The following is a 22,575-nucleotide window of genomic DNA, read 5'->3' on the forward strand; positions in this document are numbered from 1 at the left end:
GCTTCAATGGGGCCGCGTTCGGATGAACGCGGAAACAGCGCGCATTCTAATTGTCAAAGATCCAGATGTTTGCGGCGCTGAATGCGAGGAGCGCCAGCCCGACATCGAAATTCTTTGGGGATTCATTGTTGATTTTACTCCGGTTTAGAAGCTCCAACAACTTAGAGCATCAAGAGCAATGGGAGAGCTTAGCATCGGTTCCGCGCTCGATTAAAAAATGAGAGCTTTCCTGTCTGCAGTTTGAAGCGAAGAAGATACGCCAAGCGTTTCAATGTGTTCCGAGAGTCTGCCATCAGCAGGTCCGAGCCGCACGATCATGACTTTGTCTTCCCGGTGGTTGATCAGCGGATGCAAACCTTCGAACATCAATATCTTTTCTGAGTCGGATAAATCGCAAAAGAATACGGAATACTGAACGCGCTCCCCAAAGCCGAGCATGAATTTATGAACTTGTCTGAGTCTTCGATCATCTGAAATGTCATAGCAAACAAGATAAGTAATCCGCATCGTTCATCGTGTGCAGAATGGAATATAGCGCTCCAATTCACCGGTAATACATCGACTTACCAACCTGGCCTGCACTTCAAGCACTCTTCGGTAGCTGATCGAATAGCCGAAAAGGGGATGAGTAATGAGCGTGTCCATGCGCCGTTCGTACGCCGCAAGAACATGTCTCCTGCCGGTCTCGGTCAGTCCTGTGGCGCCCGCGCGGGAAACAAAATCGAAAGGTTGAATTTCTCCGTTATTGATCATGGCTATGGCGACCGAATCAGCAACAAGCGGACGGAATTCCTCCATCAGATCGAGCGCGAGCGCCGGACGGCCATAATGTGACTGATGATAAAAGCCCAGGTATGGATCCATGCCAACGGCTGTAGCAGACGACAAAGTATCCTTCATGAGCATCGAATACAAGAAAGATAACAGCGCATTAACCGGATCCCGCGGCGGCCGGCGATTGCGCGAGTGAAAATCGAAAAGAATGTTTCCTCCATTCCTGGACTTCAACATTTGGGGCAAATGTGAAAAGTACTCCCGCGCAGCCATGCCTTCACAACCAAGAAGCTGGTCCATCGTCTCGCATCGATCGGCCCTGCCGCGCCATTGAACAAGCCTGTTCAGCGTTTCTTTCGGGACATCGTGTGCATTGCGCCGCAAAAACGTTCTGCAATTTCGAATCTTTCCCGAAACAAATGCTTTCGACAGCGCAAGCGTGTAAGAAAGGTCTGCTGACTTTGCGAACTGCGCCTTTCTTAATTCAATGTTTTTATGCGGCGGTTGAGTGGTGACCGCCACAAGCCACCCACCAGAAGAAAGATGGATGATCGGGATTTCTCGCATAGCCAATTCCCGCAATGCCTGTGCCGATATTTGATTATTTCCGAAAAGGCATAACTGTGTGACATCAAGAAGCTTGACGCGATCGATTACTTTTCCTTTTTCGCGTATTTCCAAAAGCTCTCCGCTGATTCCAACACTGCGCGCGTAGCCCTGAACATACAGCGGCATTCCATCATCCCTGGCGGGGATGAGTCGCCGGACGTCGGAATTTCCTGCGACTGCCGGTGGCCTGAGGGCGCCCGGCGCCAGGTCGCTCCTTAGTAGATTCGTTTCATCAGGCAGGCAGATGCTAACCAGCGAGCACCTCCCGCATTTGGGAGATTGAACGAGCGGTGGTGGAAGAATTCCCGACTTTGCCGCGTTCCGTGCTTGGGCCAACAATTCCAGAGTTCTTTGTACAAGAATTTCGGTAAAAAGCACAGGAACGCGTTTCTGCGCCTCAGCAAAATACAACACACCCTGATCGCAGGAATAGCCGTTCCTTTGAAGAAGAAGGCCTTGCAAACATACCTGCACGCGTTCCGGTTCATACGCCCCTTCAGGAATATCCGGAGGTTTGCCACGCTTATAATCTACTGGAACAACTTTTTCATCTTCCCCTTCGAGTAAATCGATTCTTGCAATCGCACCTAATTCATGATCAGACAGTAATACGGAGCGAGCATGGATCGTGTCTTGTTTCGACAATTCGGTTGGACCAGGTGCAACGCCTTTTTCGTGATCAACGCGCCGGTGTATGAGGCGGCCATCCAGAGTATCGCTGTTGTGCCGAAACTGCTGGTCGACATATTCCAGATGAAAGAGGCGAGGACAATAGGCATATTCATTCAACATCCGGGCCGGCAAAAGATTTTCGCGCGCCTCTTGCTCATGGGCAACTTCGATCGGTTCCGGGTTTGCCATATGATTGCAATTGTAGGTTCAAACTACGACAGCTCCGGTCAGAGTTACTTTATTGCAATTTTTTGAGGATGTGTTTCGCGAGATTTTCGTTTATTTCCTTGTGCCTTGGAATTGGCTGGGCGACTTTTGTTTTCGGGTTTTGGTACCAGTCGTGTTTTCCGCCGTGTCTGATAAAGACACAACCTTTCTTTTCAAGCTCCCGAATCAGATCCGCTCTTTTCAAGAGATCTGAAGCTCGGCAACTTTTCGCACAGAGGATATGTTCCCGCTAGTGAGTTCTTTGTAAATATCCCGGAGATTATCTTCAAGTTCTTCCATTGATACTGCCTGCGTCATATAATCAGGATATTCTTCGAGGTATCCAAGCATCATCTGTTCGTCTTGCCAGTACACATATTTCAGGTTTGCCATGGCACAATTATATGCTTGAGACGCGTGTGTGTACAAATTTTTGATGCTGACTTAACATCAGCTTCTTGCGGCAGCAACGGTGTAAGCTACGCAACGACCACCTCTAATGTAGTCGTCAAAATCCCCTTGCTGAGAAGCGCCTTCTTTTCTTCCGTATCGACGGCGCAAAAGCGGCCCAACCCAAAATGACTTCCGTAGCCCAAACAAATAGGGCCGAAGATTGGTTTTTCGAAAATTAAACGAGCGGTCCAGAATGCGTCGACTGGTGCCGGTGCGCCGTTTTCCCGCACCAGCAAGAATTGTCTCAGAATCAGGTTATGGCGGGACTTGCGAGTCGCAGATTTCGCGAGGCAAAGATGATGTTCTCGATATTTTCACCGGAGCACAAGGATTTCAGGCATTTGATAATTCTCCAACAATCATCTGAGAATCTCTGATGGCTTTTTAAGACATGGCATCATCAAGCCAAAGCCATAATGCCTCCCGCGTCCGATTACTAACGCGCCTTCAACTAGTCGCTTGAAAATAATCTCAGCGTGATAACGTGGCGTTTGGGCAAGGTAACTGTTCTTCTCGATCCGATAATCAAGTGCGTGAACTGTCTTCGGCACAATCGGTCCGCTGAAAGCTGCAATGGATTCCACCTCACTCTCTTGGATACCCGCTTGCTTCAATGCGCGCGCAATTAACGTTTCAGCCCCACGACCACGCCGCATCAAGCCTGTCAGAATGATGGGTGTGACAGTGCGCCAAACACGATACGCTCTTTTTGTGAACAAGCGAATCACAGAATCCTTCAGTGACGCTTTCTTCAAATATCCAACCTTTACAGACTGATCTTTCAACGCAGCGCCATTAATTCCATTCGAGACACTCTCGAATAGTTCAATCGCTTTCTTCTCTTCCGGGCCCAGGACAATCAATAAAACACGTCGAATCAATCCATCCGCAACGTCGTGCTGACTCAAACTTGGAATCGGCACGCAGGCGATGTGTGCGCCATTGAATTGAACGCCGTGTTGTTTATTGGCTTCGTGTCCGGCAATCAGACGGGAAGTCAGCACTGCCCCGTAATGCTCACGAAACGCAGGATGTGCTTCGAGCCATTCAATCATTGCGTGTTTGACCATTGATGCAGGCTGGCGCAGGTCACGTGGGTCGTAGCGAAGTCTTTCGTCTTCGTTCCGCCACAACTCAAACAATGCCATCGGCGCATCAAGGCTGATCGTTTCCGGCGAGCGGTAATGCGCACGTCGATCGGGAACTGATACATCATCTTTTGAATCACCTTTCAACCATGTCCGGTGACGACGCTTATAAGCTTCTAGCGACCCGGAGTTGGGCGAAGTCCACGTCCCGTCATTTCGCTCAATTGGCCGCATCAACTTCCCAAATTCGGACGCTGACGAGTCGTAGACTATTTCGCCACGCGCGTAGACTGTGTCTTGATGCTGCCCAAGATGAGTAATCAGCCGCGCCATGGAACAAATCACCAATGCGTTTTCATCGGCTCCCTGATTGCTTTCAAAGTGCCAGCAATACCGCAAAGTATTGCCACCGGGAAAGACCATTGCCAAAAACGATTTGGCGGTTCGCACATGACCTGAGTCCGGAAGATGCGCCCGTGGTATTTGATTATCATTGTTGGGAACATAATTCGTGATTCCTCTTCCCGTTTCGTGGCAGCCAGGAATTTCAATCACAGGCGGGGCGAGTGATTCGAGCCATTGGAGCGCACAATCGCGTTTGTCTGCGTGAACCACGTCATAACAGCCGCAATGGCTGCCGGCAATCAGAGCCTGAAAGAGCCGCGAAGGTGAAGGTGGCCACTCCAACTCTTCGTCGCCAATACGGCCGTGATACCGACCTGTCGCAAAAGTCACGACCAGATTCAATTGCATAGCGTCCTCCATTATTTCCTCTTTGTCGAAGCTTTTTTTGACTTTTTGACTGTTTCCACGGCTTCCCTCATCGCCTTAACATCGAAGTCCACCGTTTTATCTGTGCCAACGCCAAAATCGCCAGCCGCCTCTTGGGCAAAGTCCAATACAATCTGGCGATCCCATTCAAACGATTTACTTTCGCTATTTGTGAACACCCAATGCGCTTGCGATTGAATGCAGCGCAACAAACAACCCTCACGTAAGTTGTAATTTGTTTGCGCACGCGCCGCGACCAAAGCCAGACTCAGGATATACCGCCTTAATTTCAGTGTTTCCGTTGGTTCAATCTTGCCTTCATTCGTAATTGCTAACGCGCGCAAGCGAACTAAGTTGATCTGTGTACGGCGCACAATCTGACCAAAAACCCGTACGCCGCCGTGCGTATTGACTGCGGGGACCGCGCGCAGGCCGAGCTGTGACAGTGGATCTTTGGTGTCAGCCGCTTTGCCGGAATTGTCGTGTGTTTCGGTTTCTCCCTCCGGCAGTTCGTCAGCCAATCCCAATTGTATCGGATCAAACGTGGGATTGAACTGAGCAGATCGTTTGACGATTCCAACGTTTGTTGCGCGAATCGTTGATGACAACATCCGCCCGAACTTGTGCATCGTGGTCTCAGGGCGTGAGTCCCAAAAACCAAAGACGAGCGAAGTCGGAGCGAGCACGGCTAGTGGTTTGGCGTTTGCGTAGTCCCGCAACGCCTCAATCGCCTCCGTCACATCATTGCGCAACCCGGAGAATCGAACGGCTCCATCAGCAATGCGATGTCCGACATCCAACAAGTTGGCGCTGGTCTTATCGTTCAACCGGAGTATGATTTGCGGGACTAGTTTTGAGAGCGGCTCCTTCTGAAAAACCGATTCCATGCGATTGGCTTGTGAGCCGACACTATCGAGCAAACAACTGTTTGCTTCCAATCCATCCTTTGCCGCCTCTTCCGGAGATAACCTGTTAGTTGACCTTTCGATCAACTCATCGATCTGATACGGATGCGGCGCGTTCTGTTTCACTGCAAATGTCGGGGGAAAGATGATTGCGTCCTTGCCTCCGGTGGGCTCCAGGATTTCAGTCAGCGTTATTGCAACGGGGAGGTCGGCATCAGCCAGCCAATCCACGGATTTGATGAAGTCGTCATAACGGCCAATTTTCATTTCTTGCGTCATATCAATCTCCTTGTTTGATAGTGGCTTCAACTTGCGCTCCCGGGCATATCGGAACGTCAATCCTGAAGTTAGTTATTCGTCTTCCAGGTAGTCATCGCGGCCATTTTAAAGTTTGAATATTTATCGCGGTTCGCTCGTTCGGCCTCAACTGGGATCACATCAGCTTTGTTGATGGCAGCCCCAATTGCGGCCACTCGCGCCAACGGGATTGGGAGGGGTGTTTTCCAAAGCGCGTATTGAAAAACGTCGCTTTTGATCCACCCGCGGGATGAAGTGATGCCGGCGCTCCGTTGATTTCGCTGAGGGAAGAAATACTGAGTGGCAAGTGTCGTCAGCATTTCAGCAAAAGGATAGGTTGCAATCGGGAGCTTGAGATCGTTGGCGGAATAGCCCGCATCCAGTGAATTCCGTGAGGAACGGGGATCAAACCCAAATCGCCCAGTCATCCTGGCCGACAACTTGATGAGGTCTGTTAGGCGGGCGACAGAATTTCTACTGAGCAACTGCGCGGCATTGGCCGTCATATCGCGGATGATCTTTTCCGCGGTTTGCTGCCCGGCGTACATCTTCCACGCGCTTTTCGCTTTGATCTTTTTTTGCGGCGTGAGCGTTTCGTACCACCAGTCCAGATTCAGGGTGATGACCCGGTCGTTCAATGAAAATTGATGGCTGAGCAAAATGCCTTCATTGGTTTCCTCTTCACTCTCTGGGTCTTGGCCGCGGTCCTCTTCTTCTGAAATCGGTGTTGCATCATTTTGATTTTCTTTTCGTTCTTGTCGTTGGCTGTAATCGGCCAGAGCTTGCGTCAGACAAGTCAGAAGTGATGTTTCATCAACTTCACTTTCCAGCCAGAAGCGTGGTTGCGGCCCAAGCTCCCACCAGCTTGTGGCTCTTGCGTCGAAGCGAGTGAGAATCTCAAAGACACCACAGCAGGCTAAATATTCAACCGGATTCAACGGATTCACCAAGATGTCGTATTTCATAGTTCACCTCGACTGAGATCGCGCGAAGCCATTGCGTCCGCGGCTTTCAGCAATGCTTCCAGATATGCGAGTTGCCACCAGCCATATTGTTGTTGCAAGCGATTGAACCGCAGCATTACATCGTGAGCGATGCGCTGGTTTTCGGGTTTAGTTTGATTGCGATCAAAAGCCCTTTCAGGGAAGTGCGGGCGCGCATATCCGTGATGCGCCGCGATCAAATGCAGGATCAGATCACGATGCGTATGCGCTTTGAGTGCTTCATCGCCGAGCGACTCAATCAGCGATCCGAACTCGTGACGGTAGCCTTGATTGAAACCGTGGTCGAAAGAGTTGACGTTGGATTTCGCGTAGGCGGTCTCATTGAAATTGCCAATCGCATTCTGCCACCACTCGCGGGCCTTGCCTAGATCATGACGAAATCCAGCGGCGGCTAAAAGTTCAATCACTTCATCCGGCATGCCGATTTTCTGGGCCAGGTCGCGCGCATATTTCTCCACATCGGCATCGTGCTCAGCGACGGTTCGAGTCTGCAGTCCAAGCGATGCAACATCATCAACATCCTCGCGCAGAAAGCGGTCGGCTTCGAGGGAAGCTTTTTTCTCGCCGCTACCCGCATTTTGATTGAAAAAGAAAGCAATGTAGCTGAAGGCATTCTTCTCTTCTTCGTTAACATCGGCAAACACTTTCTGAATCTCTTTGGCGTTGTCGCAAACACCTTTGTCTTTGATTGACCTTATAGCCCCTTGCCACGTTGCAAAGCGCCTTTCTCCGTCGGTGGACTGGTCGTGTTGCTTGATCGAATAAATATCAGATGAATGGCGAACGACAAGATAGCGCGTCCATTCATTTCCAACCACATCTTTAACAGACTTGGGTTCTTTGGGTAATTTGTCTAATGGATTGCCATCGTTATCCAAGCCACCAATTGAACACGGAAGAATGGCTGTGGAAAATGCCAGTAACGCGAAGAGGTTTTTATTTTCTTTGATCTGGCGCAGCGCATATGCCTTTGCTTCACCACCAGGATCAATCAGGACAATCGGCTTGTCCGGAGATTTTTCCGCCAACACCTTAAACAAGGCTGCGGCGCGAAACGTGGCAATGTTGGCACGTTCCTGCGGCTGAATTGGAATCGCCGTTGCCAATTCGACCGCTTGTGACAATGACTTTCTGATCTCTATTTCAGAAATGCCAGCAAAATCAAAGTAGTCAAGATCAATCCGCCAAACAAGTGTTGTTTGCGCTGTTTCATCATCAACCACACCGCGCAGCCAGTATTGAACCAGCGGACGCGGATATTCCGATTGCTTGAGCGAAGTCATTGCCCAATCATCCACTCGGGCTTCATCAAAGGGCGGACGCACTGGAATGTCCGGCAAGGCTTCCTGATTGGTTGTCAACAAACCACGCAAGGCCAACGGGGATGCATTGATCTTCCCGTTCTCGTCTTCCCTGGATTTCAAAGCCTTCCAGGTGAAATAGACCTTCGCCTCTTCACGCTCGACATTGTGCATTCCGTAATCAACTCCGCTTTTTTCCAGATTCTTCTTTTCGGTCTTTTTGAGTGTGATCTTTTTCTGAATGTCTTTCTTTGCGGCCTTCTCAGCAGACGGTTTTGCCAACTGAGCTTGCAGCTGGTCTATCTCTGCAGTCAGTAGCAACAATGCCTTGCTGATGCTCTTCATCTTTTTGAAATCCGACGCTAAGGCATTGAGACCTTGTTCATCAACGATGACGCTGATTGTGGATTCAGTCTTCCCAAATCGGTTAATGCGCCCGATGCGCTGAATCATACTGTCGAGGGTGGACAGATCGGACAGCCCATCATCGGCATCCAGGTTGACTCCAACTTCCGCGCTGGATGTTGCAATCAGGTACTGCGGCGGACGCGGTGTTTGGCGGTCACGTTCCGGCAAGAACGCCTGGAATTTCGGAGATTGAACCAAATGCTCCCTGTCACGCTCGTATCCCCGCATTTCTCCAGTCATTTTCAGGATGCGAGCTTCAATCGCCTGGCGAAGTATGTTCTGTTCCTTTTCGTCTTTGAATTCTTCTACGGTGCGCTGGAGCGCAAGCTGTTCAAGTTTGTCTCTCAACTTCTCGGCGATCAGGTTAACCAGATTCACGGTTTGCACAAAGATGACAATTGACCTGGCGGGTTTTGCTTCAAGCTCACTCTCATATTGAATCGCGCGATTTACCAGGCGCTGGGCAAGCTCCTCATCAATCTCTTTCGGCGAAGCCTTCTTTCCTTCCTTGGCTCTAGCGATTTGATTGAAGTGAAGAAATTCGATCTGCTTCTTCGCATTCAACCGGAGCTTAGCTTCTGCATTTTGGAGTTCTTTTTGCTCATCAAGTTCCAGAGTCTTTCCAGTTGTGCTGAGAGTCGCCGAAAGCGAAATGACATGAAACGGGCGCAACAAAGTCGTTTGGTGAATAGCCAGCTTGATGTCGAGGAGAATGGAAACAAAGACAGATGACAGATGCGCTTCGTCAATCACCACAACAGTATCCTGCCCCAGCAATCCAGCTTGCAGACTTCGATGATTGATCCCGACCTTTCCGTATCCCGAAAACAGCAGGCGGCTGCCGATCATATCAACGGTGCCGATGATGATGGCCGGACGCGAAGGATCAAGGCACCACTCGCGATTGTCTGCCTTTTGCCCGCGCAGCGTTGAAAGCGCGATTAAGGACTCTTGTCCTTTCATTGACCTTTGACGAAGTGTCTTTGCCAAAGAATGGAGATGACTCGATTTGTCCGAAAGAGCTTCAGTAAGTATTTTCAGCAGGTTCTCAGCCTCCGTCGTCGCTTGGTCAACAATGACACGGCGATCTACCACATACGCCAATCGCAAAGGAATCGTGCGAGCTTTTTCCTCTAACTGACAGGCGAGTGCGATCAGCCAAATAGCCATCACCGAAGTCTTGCCGAGACCGGTGGGGATGTCACAGACATCCGGGAAATCTCCCGCAAGTAGTTTCTGGAATAATCGATTTTGCCAGTCAAAAGGATCATTCCCAGTCAACTGCGTGAAGCATTTTTCAAAATCAAACATCATTCAATTATTCTTTGGCAATTTCCGTCGTTGCTATGCAATCCATGATAGAGCCATGCCCTTGAGAACACCGGCGCTTATGTCGAGGTTCGGCGGAATTTTAGATCAGCCGGTTTCGGCAAAAAGGGTCGCCGAAAGCGTGCCTCCTGCCATAGGAACGGAAAGCTTCCGGTTGCTTCTTGAGAAAAATCTCTAAACTTCAAACAAGGTCGCTCCGAATCTATTGCCCATACTAAGCATTAACTAAGACAGATCAGGTCGCAGTTTTGAGCATTTGCAAGATGATCATGCGAAGTAATGTTCTCAGGCGAAGACGAGGCGTCCTTTTGGCGGCGGAATAGGACGCCCTAAATCTTTTGCCGTTTCAATCCATTCTTGAATGACGGTTTCGACGTTCGCTAAAGCTTCCCGGTAGGTCTTGCCGTCGGTTGCGCATCCAGGCAACTCAGGAACCTCCGCAATGAAAGCGTCATCCTCATGGCTCCAAATAAAGAATCACTTCGTATTTAAACATCCGCGGAATCTCCCAGCTTGTATTTTAGCACCAGGTTACGGACCTGTTTACCTGGTAAGACTTTGCCTTATTTCCCTTCGGCTGCACATTCAATATTTCCTCAACGTCGCTTCGCGTAAAAATATGATGGCTGCCTCTTATCCTTTCCTGAAAACCTAGCTTCTTCAGCAACCCGCAAAGATCAGTAAATCGTATACTGGCATCTGCTGCGCCTCGCCATGATCAGATCCAGTACAGACCTGTATTTGCTCATGCATTTCTATTTCGAAGTGGTACTTTTTGCCGTATATCAGTTTGTTTCTGAGAACGCGCAGCGCTGGCGGGAGGACGTTTCGGCATTTTATTGTAGATCCGGTCCATTTTTCGAATCGCCCTTGCAGCGCGTTCGCGTAGCGCCAGCGGTTCAAGAATCTCTGCATTGGGGCCGTAGCCGAGCACCCAGTTCAGCAATTCAGTTGTTCCTGCAGCATGGATCGTTAGAATGATGGAGCCATCCTTCTGCGGTTCTACTTGCTGTGTCGGATGCCATTTGCGGTCTCTGACATAATCAGCCACCGCCTCCGCGAATCGGATTCGAACTGTCACACTTTCATCTTCCTGCATCACGCGGAAACGGTCTGTAGTAAGAGCTTCCAAAGAGTAGCCTTCGCGTACATCGAAACCATTTTCCGTCATTTCAATATGCTGAATTCTTTCAAGTGCAAACAAGCGGACATCCTGTCGAAGGTGACAGTAGCCGATCAAATAGATCGTCTCTTGTGAATGCCATAGATCGTAGGGATCGACTTTTCGAATCGACAATTCTTTTTTTGCATAAGAATAATACGTCAGTGAAACACTCTTACGCGCCTTGATGGCTTCGGTGATCATCTGCAGGTGATTCCAGTGAGAATCGTAGTTTTTGGCACCGACTGCCCGGGTCGTTATGGTTGTCAGTGTTCTGGCGGCAGGTATGATCGCTTCTACCTTATTAATAATGGAATCATAGGCGCGCCTGAGAGCCTCGATCGGAAGAAGCGAGTAAAAATTTCTGGATACGGACAGCGCAAGAAGTTCAGTCAATGTCAGCGGAATTCCCGGTTTTCCGAACCGTGGGTTCAAATACCAGTAAAACTCATGGCCGCGAACATCATTTGTAATGGGAAACCCGGCAATAGTTAAAGCTTCAAGGTCTCGCTGGACAGTACGTATGCTGCAGGATAATTCAGCCGCCAGGGATTGTTGGTTTCTGCCGGTACTGTTGTCCAGCAGCGACAGTAGTGTCCACTGCCGAATCAACTGATCGTTTCGCACGGTTATGCTCCTTGCTGCCTTTATTAAACCACGATTGGTCTATGAAAGAGTGGAGATGTAAATCGAGTGTAAATTTCTTCGTGCTCTCCGTGACTTCGTGGTGAAGGCAGCAACAAAAGCGTAGGAAATTTCGTCTAACTAGTATGGCCATTGGTTTATCGTTTCGCCCTTACCAATGTGTCCCAGAAACGAACAGAAAATACAAAATTGAGTCTGAGCTAAAAAGCAGCCACATGGTAACTACAGAAATACGGCTCGTCCCATACTGATTGTCTTTTGTTGCTGGATGACTCTAGGCTGAAGATGGTCAGGCTCTTATGGCAGTGGAGGCTTTGTACCAGCAGATGGATATGCATCCCAGATGGTTTGATGAACGGTATCGCATTTTAGTGGAAATCAACGAAGTGATATCCAGTCTTGATCGCGAAAGATTCTTAAGCGGGATTGCCGAAATCATAAGAAAGACATTTTCCTGTGACAGTATTGAGCTGGCCTTATTGGATGGACATGAAAATGGGTTGCGTATTTTTGATCTGATGGAAACTCCAGGAGCAGATGGTGTCGTTGCTCTGGAGACTAAGGCCCAGGCAGGCGCCGGCATTCTGCTTCACGTAATGCAGACAAAAGAGCCTCACGTTTGCGAAAACCGGATTGTGGTTCCTTTGCGTAGAAATGGAACTGTACTTGGTACGTTAACCATAGGGAGCAAAGATTGCAATCAATACTCTACGAAAGACACGGAGCTCCTGATGGAGGTTGCGCGACAGATCGTGCTGCCGATTGAAAACATTCTCGCACACGAAGAGATTGCGAGTTTGCGAGCGAGACTGGATTACGAATTTTTGTGTCTAAAAGAAGAGATTCATGTCCAGTGCCAGTTTAAGAACATTGTGGGACAGAGCCTTGGTATCCGGCGAGTCTTGAAGGCGGTGGAAACCGTGGCGCCTACGGATGCCGGAGTGCTGTTATATGGCGAAACGGGAACCGGTAAAGAACTCGTGGTTCGTTCGATCCACGAGTTGAGTTCACGTAAAGATAGGCAACTTGTGAAAATTAATTGCGCTGCGCTACCTTCCGGCTTGATGGAAAGCGAGTTGTTCGGACATGAAAAGGGTTCTTTCACCGGCGCTTTTTCGAAGAAAATAGGGAGATTTGAAATTGCAAATGGCGGAACAATCTTTTTGGATGAGATTGGAGATTTGCAAATGGATCTTCAGGCAAAACTTCTACGGGTTTTGCAGGAAGGAGAATTTGAACGCGTTGGTGGAAACCAGACCATTCAGGCGGATGTTCGAGTCATTGCCGCCACGAACCGGGATCTGGAGAAATCAATCCATGAAGGAAAATTTCGCGCAGATCTTTACTATCGTTTGAACGTTTTTCCGATTCGCATTCCGCCACTGAGGGAACGTAAGGAAGATATTCCCTTACTTGTGAAATATTTTGTGATGAAGTACGGGGCAAAATTCCGCAAAAATATCGAAAGAATTCCGCAGCCGACAATCGACGCCCTTTTGGCGTATTCATGGCCTGGAAATATTCGTGAGCTGGAAAATTTGATTGAGCGCGCCGTCATTATGTGTCAAAGCACGCAGCTGGAGCCGGGAAAGTGGTTGCCGGGACCGGGTGGCGCTCCGGTGGAATCCCACATTCCCACTCTGGAAGAGCTGGAGCGGGAACACATCCTGGAAGTTTTGCAAATGACCAGCTGGCGCGTCAGCGGTGAAAAAGGAGCCGCCAAACTGCTCGGTATGAAACCCACTACGCTGGAAGCCCGCATGAAAAAGCTGGGGATCTCGCGCCAATTTTAACAAAGTAGCACAGCCGTCTCGGCTGTGCGCACAGGCGGGGACGCCTGTGCTACTCAGTTCTTCGTTTTCAGGATATCGATGGACCCATTGATGGTTTCGAGATCGATGTTTGTGCCGCCTTCACCGATTTTTCCGGACAGGCTGCGCGAAACGAACCGGCCTTGAACCGTAATAGGAAAATCCGTGCGAATCGTTCCGTTCATTGAGGACGCTTTTACGTCGGCATTAGCATTATTCGGCAAATGAAGTTTCAAACCACCATTGACTGTGCGCATGCTAACATCCCCTTGCTTCGGAAAATCTAACCACGTCGCGGTGATTCTTCCGTTTACCGTTTCAGCATCGACGGTTGATTTGCTTCCTTCAATTTCCGCGGAGCCGTTTACAGTGTTGATTTTGATTTCTCCCTCTACTCCGGAAATTTCGATCCCGCCATTCACAGTATGAATCGCGTCCAGCACGGCGTGTTTCGGCACCGTCAACTCATACGTAACCGAAACGTTCGCTTCTTTGCGGCCGCGCGGATACTTTGTATCAATCGATAATCGCGCAGGAGTGGAATCGATCTTAATTTCGATAAGATCGAGGTAATAAGAAGGCCCGCGCTTAGTCGCTTTCATATCAACTTCATTCTTGTCCCATCCGCGAATGGTCACATCTCCATTCACATTGGAGAGATCCACAATTCCCTGCTCATTCAAAGGAAATGTTTTATGAACGACTTCTTCTTCGGTTGCCGCAACCACAAGACTCGCGGAAAGCAAAAGTACGATGAAGCACAGATGAACTTTCAATGGATACACCATGTCTCTACTCCTCATATCTTACTTAGACGAATTCTAATGGAAAAGGTTGCGTATGCAGTGATTTTGTGAATTCCCAAAATGTTGGAATTTGCAATCGTTCCATTTCTGGGACGCGAAACACACTCTCCGTCAAGCCGGCGCTCAAACATGTTTCTGGTACATGAATTGCTTTGCCGCTTCCTTCAAGGAGTGGCCATGACACAGAAAAAATCGAAACTCAGTTTATACCTTCTTATTTGTTTGTTGATCACTTCCACTTCAAATTCACTGGTGATGATGGAAACAACCGCGAAGCCGGAGCATAAAAAAGAATTGTTGCAGGATCTGCAAAGCGCAACCGGTTTGTGGTTGGACGTTAGAAAAAATTTTGTCCGTGAAAATACTGTACCGTTCAACTTGATTCCTTTTTCTTTATTGAACACAAAACGGTGGTCCTTAACCGCTCGTTTTTTGCTGCTCGGCGCTCTTCGCTCAAATTCGGTTTACCGCGTTCGCACTTTCAGAGACAGGAAACTGGGTAGTGCCGGATCAGGAATCGATCTGAATATTAATGATCTGAAGCGTGTGACTTACCGCAGCGTTCCGCGCGAAGCATTTGGCGCCGGACTCATTTTCCTTCATGAGCTGGCGCACAGTCACCGGGGGCTCGTGGATCCGGATTTGTTAGAAGGAAGAAGCAATCCTGAAGTGAAAGGTCCGACGGTTGAGTACATCAACAAAATCCAAAGGGAGCTTGGATTGCCCGAACGCCTCCACTATTTCCCTAAAAAAATTGCCGGTAGAAACGACGTCCTTTGCATTTATTTCGGCACAGTCGAAAGGGTAGAACTGGATCCAAAACTTTTTTAGCCCGCGTGTTACAATCTGTGGTTCCTTCTCCAGGAAAGAAGTTCCATGGATTCAGTTTCTACGCTATTAGAACAGTTGAACCCTGCGCAACGTGCGGCTGTGACCACAGTTGCGGGTCCCGTGCTGGTGGTTGCCGGCGCGGGATCGGGCAAAACTCGAGTCATCACCTACCGCATTCCTTACTTGCTGTTTACTGGTGTTGCGGCGCCGGAAAATATCCTCGCTCTGACTTTTACCAATAAAGCTGCCGGAGAAATGAAAGCCCGCGCATCTCAATTGGCAGGCAATCATTACAGGATTCCTTTGATCTCAACGTTTCATTCTTTCTGCGCGGTGCTGCTTCGCCGCCATATTTCCTTGCTGGGCTACTCGCGAGACTTTCAAATTTTTGATGAAGAAGATCAGCTCAGCCTTTTGAAGGAATGCATCAGCGACTTGCAGAAAGAGAACCGGTATAGCGGCAGGGATGCCCAGAATTTTTTAAAATGGCAAAAAAACCGCGCCGAACCAGCGGAGATCTACGATCCGAATCTTCAAGTGATTTTCGACCTCTACGCCAGAAAGTTGCGAGCAAACAATGGAGTCGATTTTGATGATCTTTTAAGCCTTCCGATCCGCTTGTTTCGCGAACAGCCTGACCTTCAAAGAAGATATTGCGCATTGTACCGCTTCATCATGGTGGATGAATACCAGGACACAAACGAAGTGCAATATGAGTTGTTGAAACTGCTTGCAGGAGAAGACCAGAACGTTCTGGTTGTGGGAGATGAGGATCAATCCATTTACAAATTTCGTGGCGCTCGTTCGGAGAATATTCAGCATTTCCTCAAGGATTTTCGCAAGGTAAAAGTAGTCAAGCTTGAACAGAATTACAGGTCGACGAAAACCATCATCAAGGCTGCGCACGAAGTCATCTCACGTAACTCGCGAAGGATTAAGAAAGAGCTATGGACGGACAATCAAGCGGGTGAACCAATTGAAATCTACCACGCCCTGGACGAGTATGATGAAGCCACGTACGTAACGTTGAAGACAATGGCTCTCTTGAAAGACGTTCTCCCTTCGTCGATCGCCGTTTTGTACAGGGCAAACGCGCAATCGAGAGTATTTGAAGAATCCTTTGGAAAAGCGCAAATTCCCCATCGAATCGTTGGTTCGGTTGGATTTTATGAGCGCCGCGAAATCAAAGATGTCATTGCGTTCGTGAGATTACTCGTGAATAAGAATGACGCCTTCAGTTTTTTGCGAGTGGTCAACGTTCCGCCGCGCGGGGCCGGCAAGAAATTGCTCGAAAGAATTCAGCAGGAAGCAGAAGCCAACAATATTTCTACTTGGGATGCCGCAGCGAATGCCGGCAATAGAAATGTCCTTTCTTTTCTCGAACTATACAACGGTTATGAGCCTCCTCCCTCTTCGTTTTTGGAGAAACTTCTGAAGCAGATTGGGTATTTTGAATATCTTCGTAAAGAGGATTCTCAAACGGCGGATGATCGCATCGAAAATTGCAACGAATTCCTTGGCTATTTGCGTGAACAGGAGGCTTTACCTGAATTCGATCTCGCAACATTTCTGAGTGAGCTCCCTTTGCAAAGCCGGAGTGAAACACCGGGAGAAGCGGTTACGCTTCTAACAGTTCATTCCGCGAAAGGTCTGGAATTTCGCGTGCTGTTTGTAGTTGGATTGGAGGAAGGCGTTTTCCCGCATATTCGTTCGCTGGAAAGTTCGGAGGATCTGGAAGAAGAGCGCCGGCTCTTTTATGTGGCAATGACCCGCGCGAAAGAGAAATTGCTTTTGAGCTGGTCCCAGCGCCGTTCCTTGTTTGGAAGTAATGCGACATCGCACCCATCCCGCTTTCTGGATGAGATTCCTTCGTGGTTCAAAGTGATTCGTCAATCAGAACGGTTCATGAAAGCGCCTGAAACAGAATCCAAATCAGAATTTCGAACAGGATCGATTGTCAGCCATGAAAAGTTCGGACGGGGAACGGTTCTGCAGGTGCAGGGTGTGCCTCAAGATTGGAAACTTAAGATCCGCTTCCAGGATGGCGTTCGCACGATCATGACCCGCTTCGCTCGCATCACCCTAATCCGATAGCTCTTTTAACGCAGAGTCACAGAGTCGCAGAGACACAGAGAAAAATCCTTTCTAATCTCTGCGTCTCCGCGTCTCTGCGTTAAAATTAAGCCTCTGAAACGTAGGCTTCGGCTTCGATTTCCACAAGCATATCGGGATCGATGAGACGACTAACCTGAACCATGGAAGTGGCCGGACGAATCTCGCTGAAGAATTCTCCGTGTGCTTTGCCGATCTGTTCCCAATCCTCAATATTGATCACAAACATTCTTGTGCGAACCACATCTTGCAGTGAAGCTCCCGCGCGCTCCAGAGCTCGTTCGATGTTGCGGAGCGTTTGAACCGCTTGAGCGTACGGATCCCGGCCACCCACAACTTTTCCATTCTCATCTGTGGCCGTCGTACCGGATACATGTACATGGGGTCCGATTCGAACTGCTCGCGAATATCCAACGAGTGGCTCCCACGGAGTATTTGTCACAATATTTTTCCTTTCCATTGATCACCTCATCGAAGTGTTTTGCGCATCATTGGTCTTGTTTCCGATCGCCGTATCATTTCACGGAACCCTGCTTTCCGGAATGCAGAACTGAAACCTGTATATGCGAAGAGGTCCGGCATGCTCTTTTTCTTTGGCTCTACAGGGTACGCTTCCAGGATTCGGGCGCCCTTCTGACGCGCATATTTGCCTGCTGTATCGATCAATTTGCGAGTCATGCCGCTTCGCCGGTATGGTCTGGCAACAAAGAAACAAACAATTGACCAGACCGGCTCTTCATCCAGTCGTTTGAAGAGGCGTGAATTATCTAAAACAGGAAAATCATCCCTTGGTCCAACGCAAACCCACCCTGCAGGTTTGCCTTCCACATAGGACAGAATTCCAGGAACGGAATTGCTTTTTACGAGTTTCTTAAATGCTTTGCGGTTCCCTTCACCTTTTTCCTTCTCAAATTGGGAACGTCTGATTCTCCACCACATGCACCAGCAACCGGCGCACGCGCCATTCTTACCGAAAAGCGCTTCCACGTCCTGCCATCGATCAGCAGTCACAGGATGGAATTCTGTTTTTGCCATTGCTAAGTCTCCCGTTTGAAATTATCTTTTTTATCCAGTTGATCCCATAGTATCAACGGAGATGCGAAATGAAAACCAGATGTGATTGGGCGAACGGAGATCCTCTTTACAGTAACTATCACGATACCGAATGGGGCGTCCCTCTTCATGACGACCGCCGTTTATTTGAATTCTTAATACTCGATGGAGCACAGGCGGGATTGAGCTGGTTCTTAATCTTAAAAAAACGGGAAGGGTACAGAAAGGCTTTCAGCAATTTTGATGCGCGAAAAATGGCGCGTTACGATGAAAGAAAGACGAAAGCTCTTTTGAATGATCCGCGGATCATCCGGAATCGTTTGAAAATCAATTCCGCGATTCAGAACGCAAAGGGTTTTCTCCAGACGCAAAAAGAATTCGGAAGCTTCGACAAATTCATCTGGCAATTCACGGATGGAAAAACAATCCGGAACTCATGGAAAACGATAAAGGAAATTCCTGCCAGAACCGCAGAATCGGATGCAATGAGCAAGGAATTGAAAAGACGCGGTTTTAATTTTGTCGGATCTACGATCTGCTATGCCTTTATGCAAGCCGCCGGCATGGTCAACGATCACCTGACAACCTGCTTCCGCTATAAACAAGTTGATTAACCGCCAAGACGCTGAGAACGCCAAGATCAAAAGATTCTATTTTTCTTGGCGTCTTGGCGCCTTGGCGGTTTTTTTTATTCCAGGAAGAGCATTTCGTGGTACTTGGGCAGTGGCCAGAGCTGGTCATCCACGATCTCTTCAATCTTGTCGCAAGCATCACGCACAGCAGCACAGCTGGTCATAATCTGATATGCGTAGAAATGCGCTTTTTCCTGCATGGAATCAATGTGCGATGCTTCTCCCACATGCTTATCCATTTCAGCAATTCTTTCCAGCAGAAGGCCGATCAAAGTCGTGATCTGTTCGAGCATCCTCGATTGAAAGCTGACCGAATGTGTGGGTAAACCGGTCGAATGTGCGGCGTCCAGGTAAGTCTTTAGTGCTTCGGCAACCATGCTTTGTTGTTTGTAGGCCGCGGGAAGGATGGAGGTATGCGCCAGATCTTTGAGCACTTCGACTTCAATTTCAACGTCCTTTAAATAGCGTTCGAGTCTGACGTGATAACGGGCTTCATTTTCTTCCGGTTCAAGAATTCCCAGATGTTTAAAGAATTCAGAGGATTCGGGACGCACAAGCCAGTCCAGCGCTTCAGGAGTCTTTCTAAGGTTTGGCAATCCTCTTCGTTCTGCTTCGATCTGCCATTCATCGGTATAGTTGTTCCCTTCAAAGCGAACGGTTTTCGTTTCAACGATCGCCTCGCGAATTGCTTCCATGGAGGCCTTTTGCAAATCCAGCCCATTTTTAGTGCGGTTCGAAATGGAACCCTGCATATTCTCCAGAGCCTCGGCAACAGCGGCGTTCAACACGCACATGGGCCAGGATATGGAGGAGCTGGAGCCCACGGCGCGAAATTCAAATTTGTTTCCGGTGAAGGCAAACGGAGATGTGCGATTGCGGTCCGTATAATCCTGAGCGATCTCCGGCAGCTTCGCGATTCGCAGATTGATAATATTCTGCTCGGTCGTTTCTCCTTTCACCTGACCCGATTCGATGGAATCCAGAATATCGCTAAGCTGTTTTCCCAGGAATACGGAGATGATGGCAGGCGGAGCTTCATTCGCGCCCAGCCGGTGATCGTTTCCTGAGCTCGCGATTGCAGCACGCAGCAAACCTGCTCGCCTGTGAACGGCTTTGAGAACAGAGCACAGAATCACAAGAAACTGTAGATTTTCTTGCGGGGTCGAACCAGGCTCCAGCAAATTGTTCCCTTCATTATCCATGAGCGACCAGTTGTTGTGCTTCCCGCTTCCGTTCACGCCCGCGAAAGGTTTTTCATGAAGAAGCAAGGTGAAATTGTGCAACCCCGCAACCTTCCGGAAGACTTCCATCATCATTTGATTGTGGTCAGCAGCTACATTGGCTTCCTCGAAGATCGGAGCGCACTCGAATTGGCCGGGTGCCACTTCATTGTGTCTTGTCTTGACCGGTATTCCCAGCTTAAACAGCTCGTACTCGCATTCTTGCATAAAGCCGAGCACACGGCTTTCAATGCTTCCAAAATAATGGTCTTCCAGCTCCTGCCCTTTGGGAGGTCGCGCGCCGATGAGCGTGCGGCCGGCAAATTGAAGATCCGGTCGCAGTAAATAAAACGCTCTGTCGATTAGAAAATATTCTTGTTCCACTCCGACCGTTGGAACCACCCGTTGGGCGTTTTTCTTTCCGAACATTCGCAATACGGACAGAGTTTTCTGATTCAGTACTTCCATAGATCGAAGAAGCGGAGTTTTCTGATCCAGCGCGTGGCCGGTGTACGAGATGAATACCGAAGGGATGCAAAGCGTTGAGCCATTCGGTCCTTCCATCAAAAACATCGGACTGCTTGGATCCCATGCGGTGTAACCGCGCGCTTCGAAAGTGGATCTCATTCCACCGCTGGGAAAACTCGAGGCGTCCGGTTCGCCTTGAATCAATTGGGATGCGCTGAGTTTCTCAATCGGTTCACCTTCACCAGTCAGAGTTAGGAATGCATCATGTTTCTCAGCGGTTAATCCTGTTTGCGGTTGAAACCAGTGACAGAAATGCGTTGCGCCATGTTCAACGGCCCACTCTTTCACTGCGGCTGCAACTTCTGTCGCAATGGAAACATCGATCCTTTCTCCATGCGAAATTGTATTTCGTAACTTTTCATAGACCTTTTCGGGCAACCGCTCTTTCATCTTTTTGTGTCCAAACGTGTTCAACCCGTAGTAATCTGAAATTCTTCCGGCCTTCTTGTCCCGGAATTGACGCGGCGAGCGCCGGCCAATTTCCTGAATGGCCATCAATCTACCAAAATTTCCTGACAAGCCCTGTGTCGACATTTATTTCTCCTTTTCATCATCTATTTGAAGGTAAGAATCATATCAAAATGATGACAAAAGATTCAACGCAGAGCCGCAGAGAAGCAGAGTTTAAAACTTTTTTCTCTGCGGCCCTGCGTCTCTGCGTTAAATGAGCTTGTATTTTCTTGGGGAAAATTGTGGTTAAATAGGCGGCAATAGGGGAAACATGGGGAGACCGCCGTCAGTATCTTTTCGATTTGAGAAGAATCGGCTTCTGCAGCGAAGCAAGAATATCGAGCTCTGGGACGGCTGGCTCGATGGCCAATCGCATTTGATCAAACGCTTTCTGGAGCCGCGTTCAGCGCACTGGAATGAATATACTTTCGTATCCAGACTGAAACATTCCATTCTTCCCAAGCCTTCTTCTGCAGGTTATGCAAAAGATGGCAGTTTTTGCTACGCAATGCCGGTGGATTTCATTCCGGCGAGAAACGAGGAGCTTCAAAGCTTACCTGTTTTTTCGGCATTGCTTCTGTCTCTGATTCATGGTTTGGAAAGCCGGAAAATTGGGATTCAGTGGAGCCCGAATCATCTTGTTTGTGACAACAAAACAGGCCGAATTTATCTCGCAGGAATCCATCCGCTGAAGGAAAAACCCCTCCATTCCAATAGTTTGAAGCATATCTCGCTGCTTTCCGCATTTGTGTCAAAACATTTTCCCATTCACCATGAGCTTATGAAGATTCTCCGGAAATGGACGCGTAGAAAAGAAGATCAACTGACCGGTTGTTTGCAGGATCTGCTTTCCGCATTTACACCACAATTGAATGAAACGATTCTGGTTCAGGACTGGCCCTGCACTCGCGAATTGGAGCTCGTTGCGGGGCTCTACAGACTCGCTGAACAGAGAAAAGGGCGTTGCCTGGTATTTCAGGCCGAAGCAGGTGAAGGTAAAACCACTTTGCTGCGCCAACTTTATTGCGATCTTCTCTACAGGGAAGCGAACACAATTTATTTTTCAGCGCACAAAGAAGAAAGGGCATTCCATTCTATAAAGAAGTTCTTAAGACTCTTTCAGCAAAATTTTGGAACGCTTCAGCAAATTCCAAAAGATCTGACGGAAGAAAGTATCACGCGTTATTTTTTGAATGCTCTGGAAGATTCAAATTCGGTTACCGGGTTTTTCATCGACAATTTTCAGGACTGCGATGCTTCCTCGAAACGCTGTTTCCTCCGTTTATTCCAGCAATGCGTAAGTACCCGCGCAGTATTCCTGGTTTCCTCTGATGCGCCGGTGGAGGAGGCTGCTGATTTTGTTGTCACTCTGCCTCTCATGAAAGCCACGCTCAAAGAGTTGGAAGAATCCATCACCCTTCCTTTCTGGCAGGAGAAACAAAGGAGGAATTACATCCATCAAATCTACGAGCGAACATCAGGCAATCCTTTGTTTTTTCACGAATAC

The 22,575-nt window shown here is 48.7% G+C and carries 19 protein-coding genes and 2 pseudogenes; 6 read left to right on the forward strand and 15 right to left on the reverse strand.

The features are described 5' to 3' along the window. Positions 1-210: 210 nt before the first annotated feature. From cas2 to L0156_19160, 4 genes are read right to left on the reverse strand one after another with little or no spacing between them, the layout of a single operon-like run. Positions 211-507, reverse strand: a complete 297-nt coding sequence (gene cas2 / locus L0156_19145; GenBank protein MCI0605108.1) for a CRISPR-associated endonuclease Cas2 — start codon at positions 505-507, stop codon at positions 211-213. 3 nt (positions 508-510) lie between these two features. Next, a complete protein-coding gene (gene cas1 / locus L0156_19150) occupies positions 511-2,244 on the reverse strand; it encodes a CRISPR-associated endonuclease Cas1 (protein ID MCI0605109.1) in 1,734 nt (577 codons plus the stop codon). A gap of 49 nt (positions 2,245-2,293) precedes the next feature. Continuing rightward, positions 2,294-2,467 carry a type II toxin-antitoxin system HicA family toxin gene (locus L0156_19155; GenBank protein ID MCI0605110.1) on the reverse strand — a complete coding sequence of 58 codons (174 nt, stop codon included), beginning with the start codon at positions 2,465-2,467 and terminating at the stop codon, positions 2,294-2,296. Further along, entirely contained in the window at positions 2,464-2,655 is a 192-nt protein-coding gene (locus tag L0156_19160) for a hypothetical protein (GenBank protein MCI0605111.1), read from the reverse strand. The genes L0156_19155 and L0156_19160 overlap by 4 nt, the downstream gene beginning before the upstream one ends. 253 nt (positions 2,656-2,908) lie before the next feature. On the opposite strand from L0156_19160, the gene L0156_19165 reads away from it, so the two are divergent. Then, positions 2,909-3,082, forward strand: coding sequence for a hypothetical protein (locus L0156_19165; GenBank protein ID MCI0605112.1), 174 nt, complete (start codon positions 2,909-2,911; stop codon positions 3,080-3,082). Here L0156_19165 and csb2 read toward each other — a convergent pair. From csb2 to L0156_19200, 7 genes and pseudogenes are all read right to left on the reverse strand, one after another. Further along, entirely contained in the window at positions 3,075-4,556 is a 1,482-nt protein-coding gene (gene csb2 / locus L0156_19170) for a type I-U CRISPR-associated protein Csb2 (protein ID MCI0605113.1), read from the reverse strand. The genes L0156_19165 and csb2 overlap by 8 nt on opposite strands. Positions 4,557-4,567: 11 nt before the next feature. Then, positions 4,568-5,758 (reverse strand): type I-U CRISPR-associated RAMP protein Csb1/Cas7u, encoded by a 1,191-nt coding sequence (gene cas7u / locus L0156_19175; GenBank protein MCI0605114.1) that lies wholly within the window; start codon positions 5,756-5,758, stop codon positions 4,568-4,570. Between the two features lie 68 nt (positions 5,759-5,826). Beyond that, the gene (locus tag L0156_19180) at positions 5,827-6,741 is read right to left on the reverse strand and encodes a hypothetical protein (protein ID MCI0605115.1); all 915 of its coding nucleotides are present in this window, start codon (positions 6,739-6,741) and stop codon (positions 5,827-5,829) included. Beyond that, entirely contained in the window at positions 6,738-9,800 is a 3,063-nt protein-coding gene (gene cas3u, locus L0156_19185) for a type I-U CRISPR-associated helicase/endonuclease Cas3 (GenBank protein ID MCI0605116.1), read from the reverse strand. The genes L0156_19180 and cas3u overlap by 4 nt, the downstream gene beginning before the upstream one ends. A 303-nt stretch (positions 9,801-10,103) precedes the next feature. Continuing rightward, positions 10,104-10,314, reverse strand: a pseudogene (locus L0156_19190) (type II toxin-antitoxin system HicB family antitoxin). Then, positions 10,307-10,567: pseudogene (locus tag L0156_19195) on the reverse strand (type II toxin-antitoxin system HicA family toxin). The pseudogenes L0156_19190 and L0156_19195 overlap by 8 nt, the downstream one beginning before the upstream one ends. After that, on the reverse strand, positions 10,564-11,607 hold the full coding sequence (locus tag L0156_19200) for a transcriptional regulator (GenBank protein ID MCI0605117.1): 1,044 nt from the start codon (positions 11,605-11,607) through the stop codon (positions 10,564-10,566). Before L0156_19200 ends, L0156_19195 begins: the two are co-directional and overlap by 4 nt. 317 nt (positions 11,608-11,924) lie before the next feature. Between L0156_19200 and L0156_19205 the strand changes: the two genes are divergently transcribed. Continuing rightward, a complete protein-coding gene (locus L0156_19205) occupies positions 11,925-13,418 on the forward strand; it encodes a sigma 54-interacting transcriptional regulator (GenBank protein ID MCI0605118.1) in 1,494 nt (497 codons plus the stop codon). Positions 13,419-13,471: 53 nt separating this feature from the next. Here the strand turns inward: L0156_19205 and L0156_19210 are convergent, their stop codons facing one another. Beyond that, a complete protein-coding gene (locus L0156_19210; protein MCI0605119.1) occupies positions 13,472-14,239 on the reverse strand; it encodes a DUF4097 family beta strand repeat-containing protein in 768 nt (255 codons plus the stop codon). Positions 14,240-14,419: 180 nt separating this feature from the next. On the opposite strand from L0156_19210, the gene L0156_19215 reads away from it, so the two are divergent. Then, a complete protein-coding gene (locus tag L0156_19215; GenBank protein MCI0605120.1) occupies positions 14,420-15,073 on the forward strand; it encodes a hypothetical protein in 654 nt (217 codons plus the stop codon). 45 nt (positions 15,074-15,118) lie between these two features. Then, positions 15,119-17,167 (forward strand): UvrD-helicase domain-containing protein, encoded by a 2,049-nt coding sequence (locus L0156_19220; GenBank protein MCI0605121.1) that lies wholly within the window; start codon positions 15,119-15,121, stop codon positions 17,165-17,167. Positions 17,168-17,252: 85 nt separating this feature from the next. Here L0156_19220 and L0156_19225 read toward each other — a convergent pair whose 3' ends face one another. Next, positions 17,253-17,645 (reverse strand): RidA family protein, encoded by a 393-nt coding sequence (locus L0156_19225; protein MCI0605122.1) that lies wholly within the window; start codon positions 17,643-17,645, stop codon positions 17,253-17,255. Between the two features lie 8 nt (positions 17,646-17,653). Then, positions 17,654-18,220: a GNAT family N-acetyltransferase gene (locus tag L0156_19230; GenBank protein ID MCI0605123.1), complete on the reverse strand. Its 567-nt coding sequence runs from the start codon at positions 18,218-18,220 to the stop codon at positions 17,654-17,656. Between the two features lie 68 nt (positions 18,221-18,288). Here L0156_19230 and L0156_19235 point away from each other — a divergent pair, with 68 nt between their 5' ends. Beyond that, on the forward strand, positions 18,289-18,852 hold the full coding sequence (locus L0156_19235) for a DNA-3-methyladenine glycosylase I (protein ID MCI0605124.1): 564 nt from the start codon (positions 18,289-18,291) through the stop codon (positions 18,850-18,852). A gap of 74 nt (positions 18,853-18,926) precedes the next feature. Here the strand turns inward: L0156_19235 and L0156_19240 are convergent, their stop codons facing one another. Beyond that, complete coding sequence (locus L0156_19240; protein ID MCI0605125.1) at positions 18,927-21,152, reverse strand: glutamine synthetase III; 2,226 nt, start codon at positions 21,150-21,152, stop codon at positions 18,927-18,929. A gap of 187 nt (positions 21,153-21,339) precedes the next feature. Between L0156_19240 and L0156_19245 the strand changes: the two genes are divergently transcribed. Next, a partial coding sequence (locus tag L0156_19245) for an ATP-binding protein (GenBank protein MCI0605126.1) occupies positions 21,340-22,575 on the forward strand: 1,236 nt, incomplete at its 3' end.

Source organism: bacterium (genome assembly GCA_022616075.1).
Lineage (GTDB): Bacteria > Acidobacteriota > HRBIN11 > JAKEFK01 > JAKEFK01 > JAKEFK01.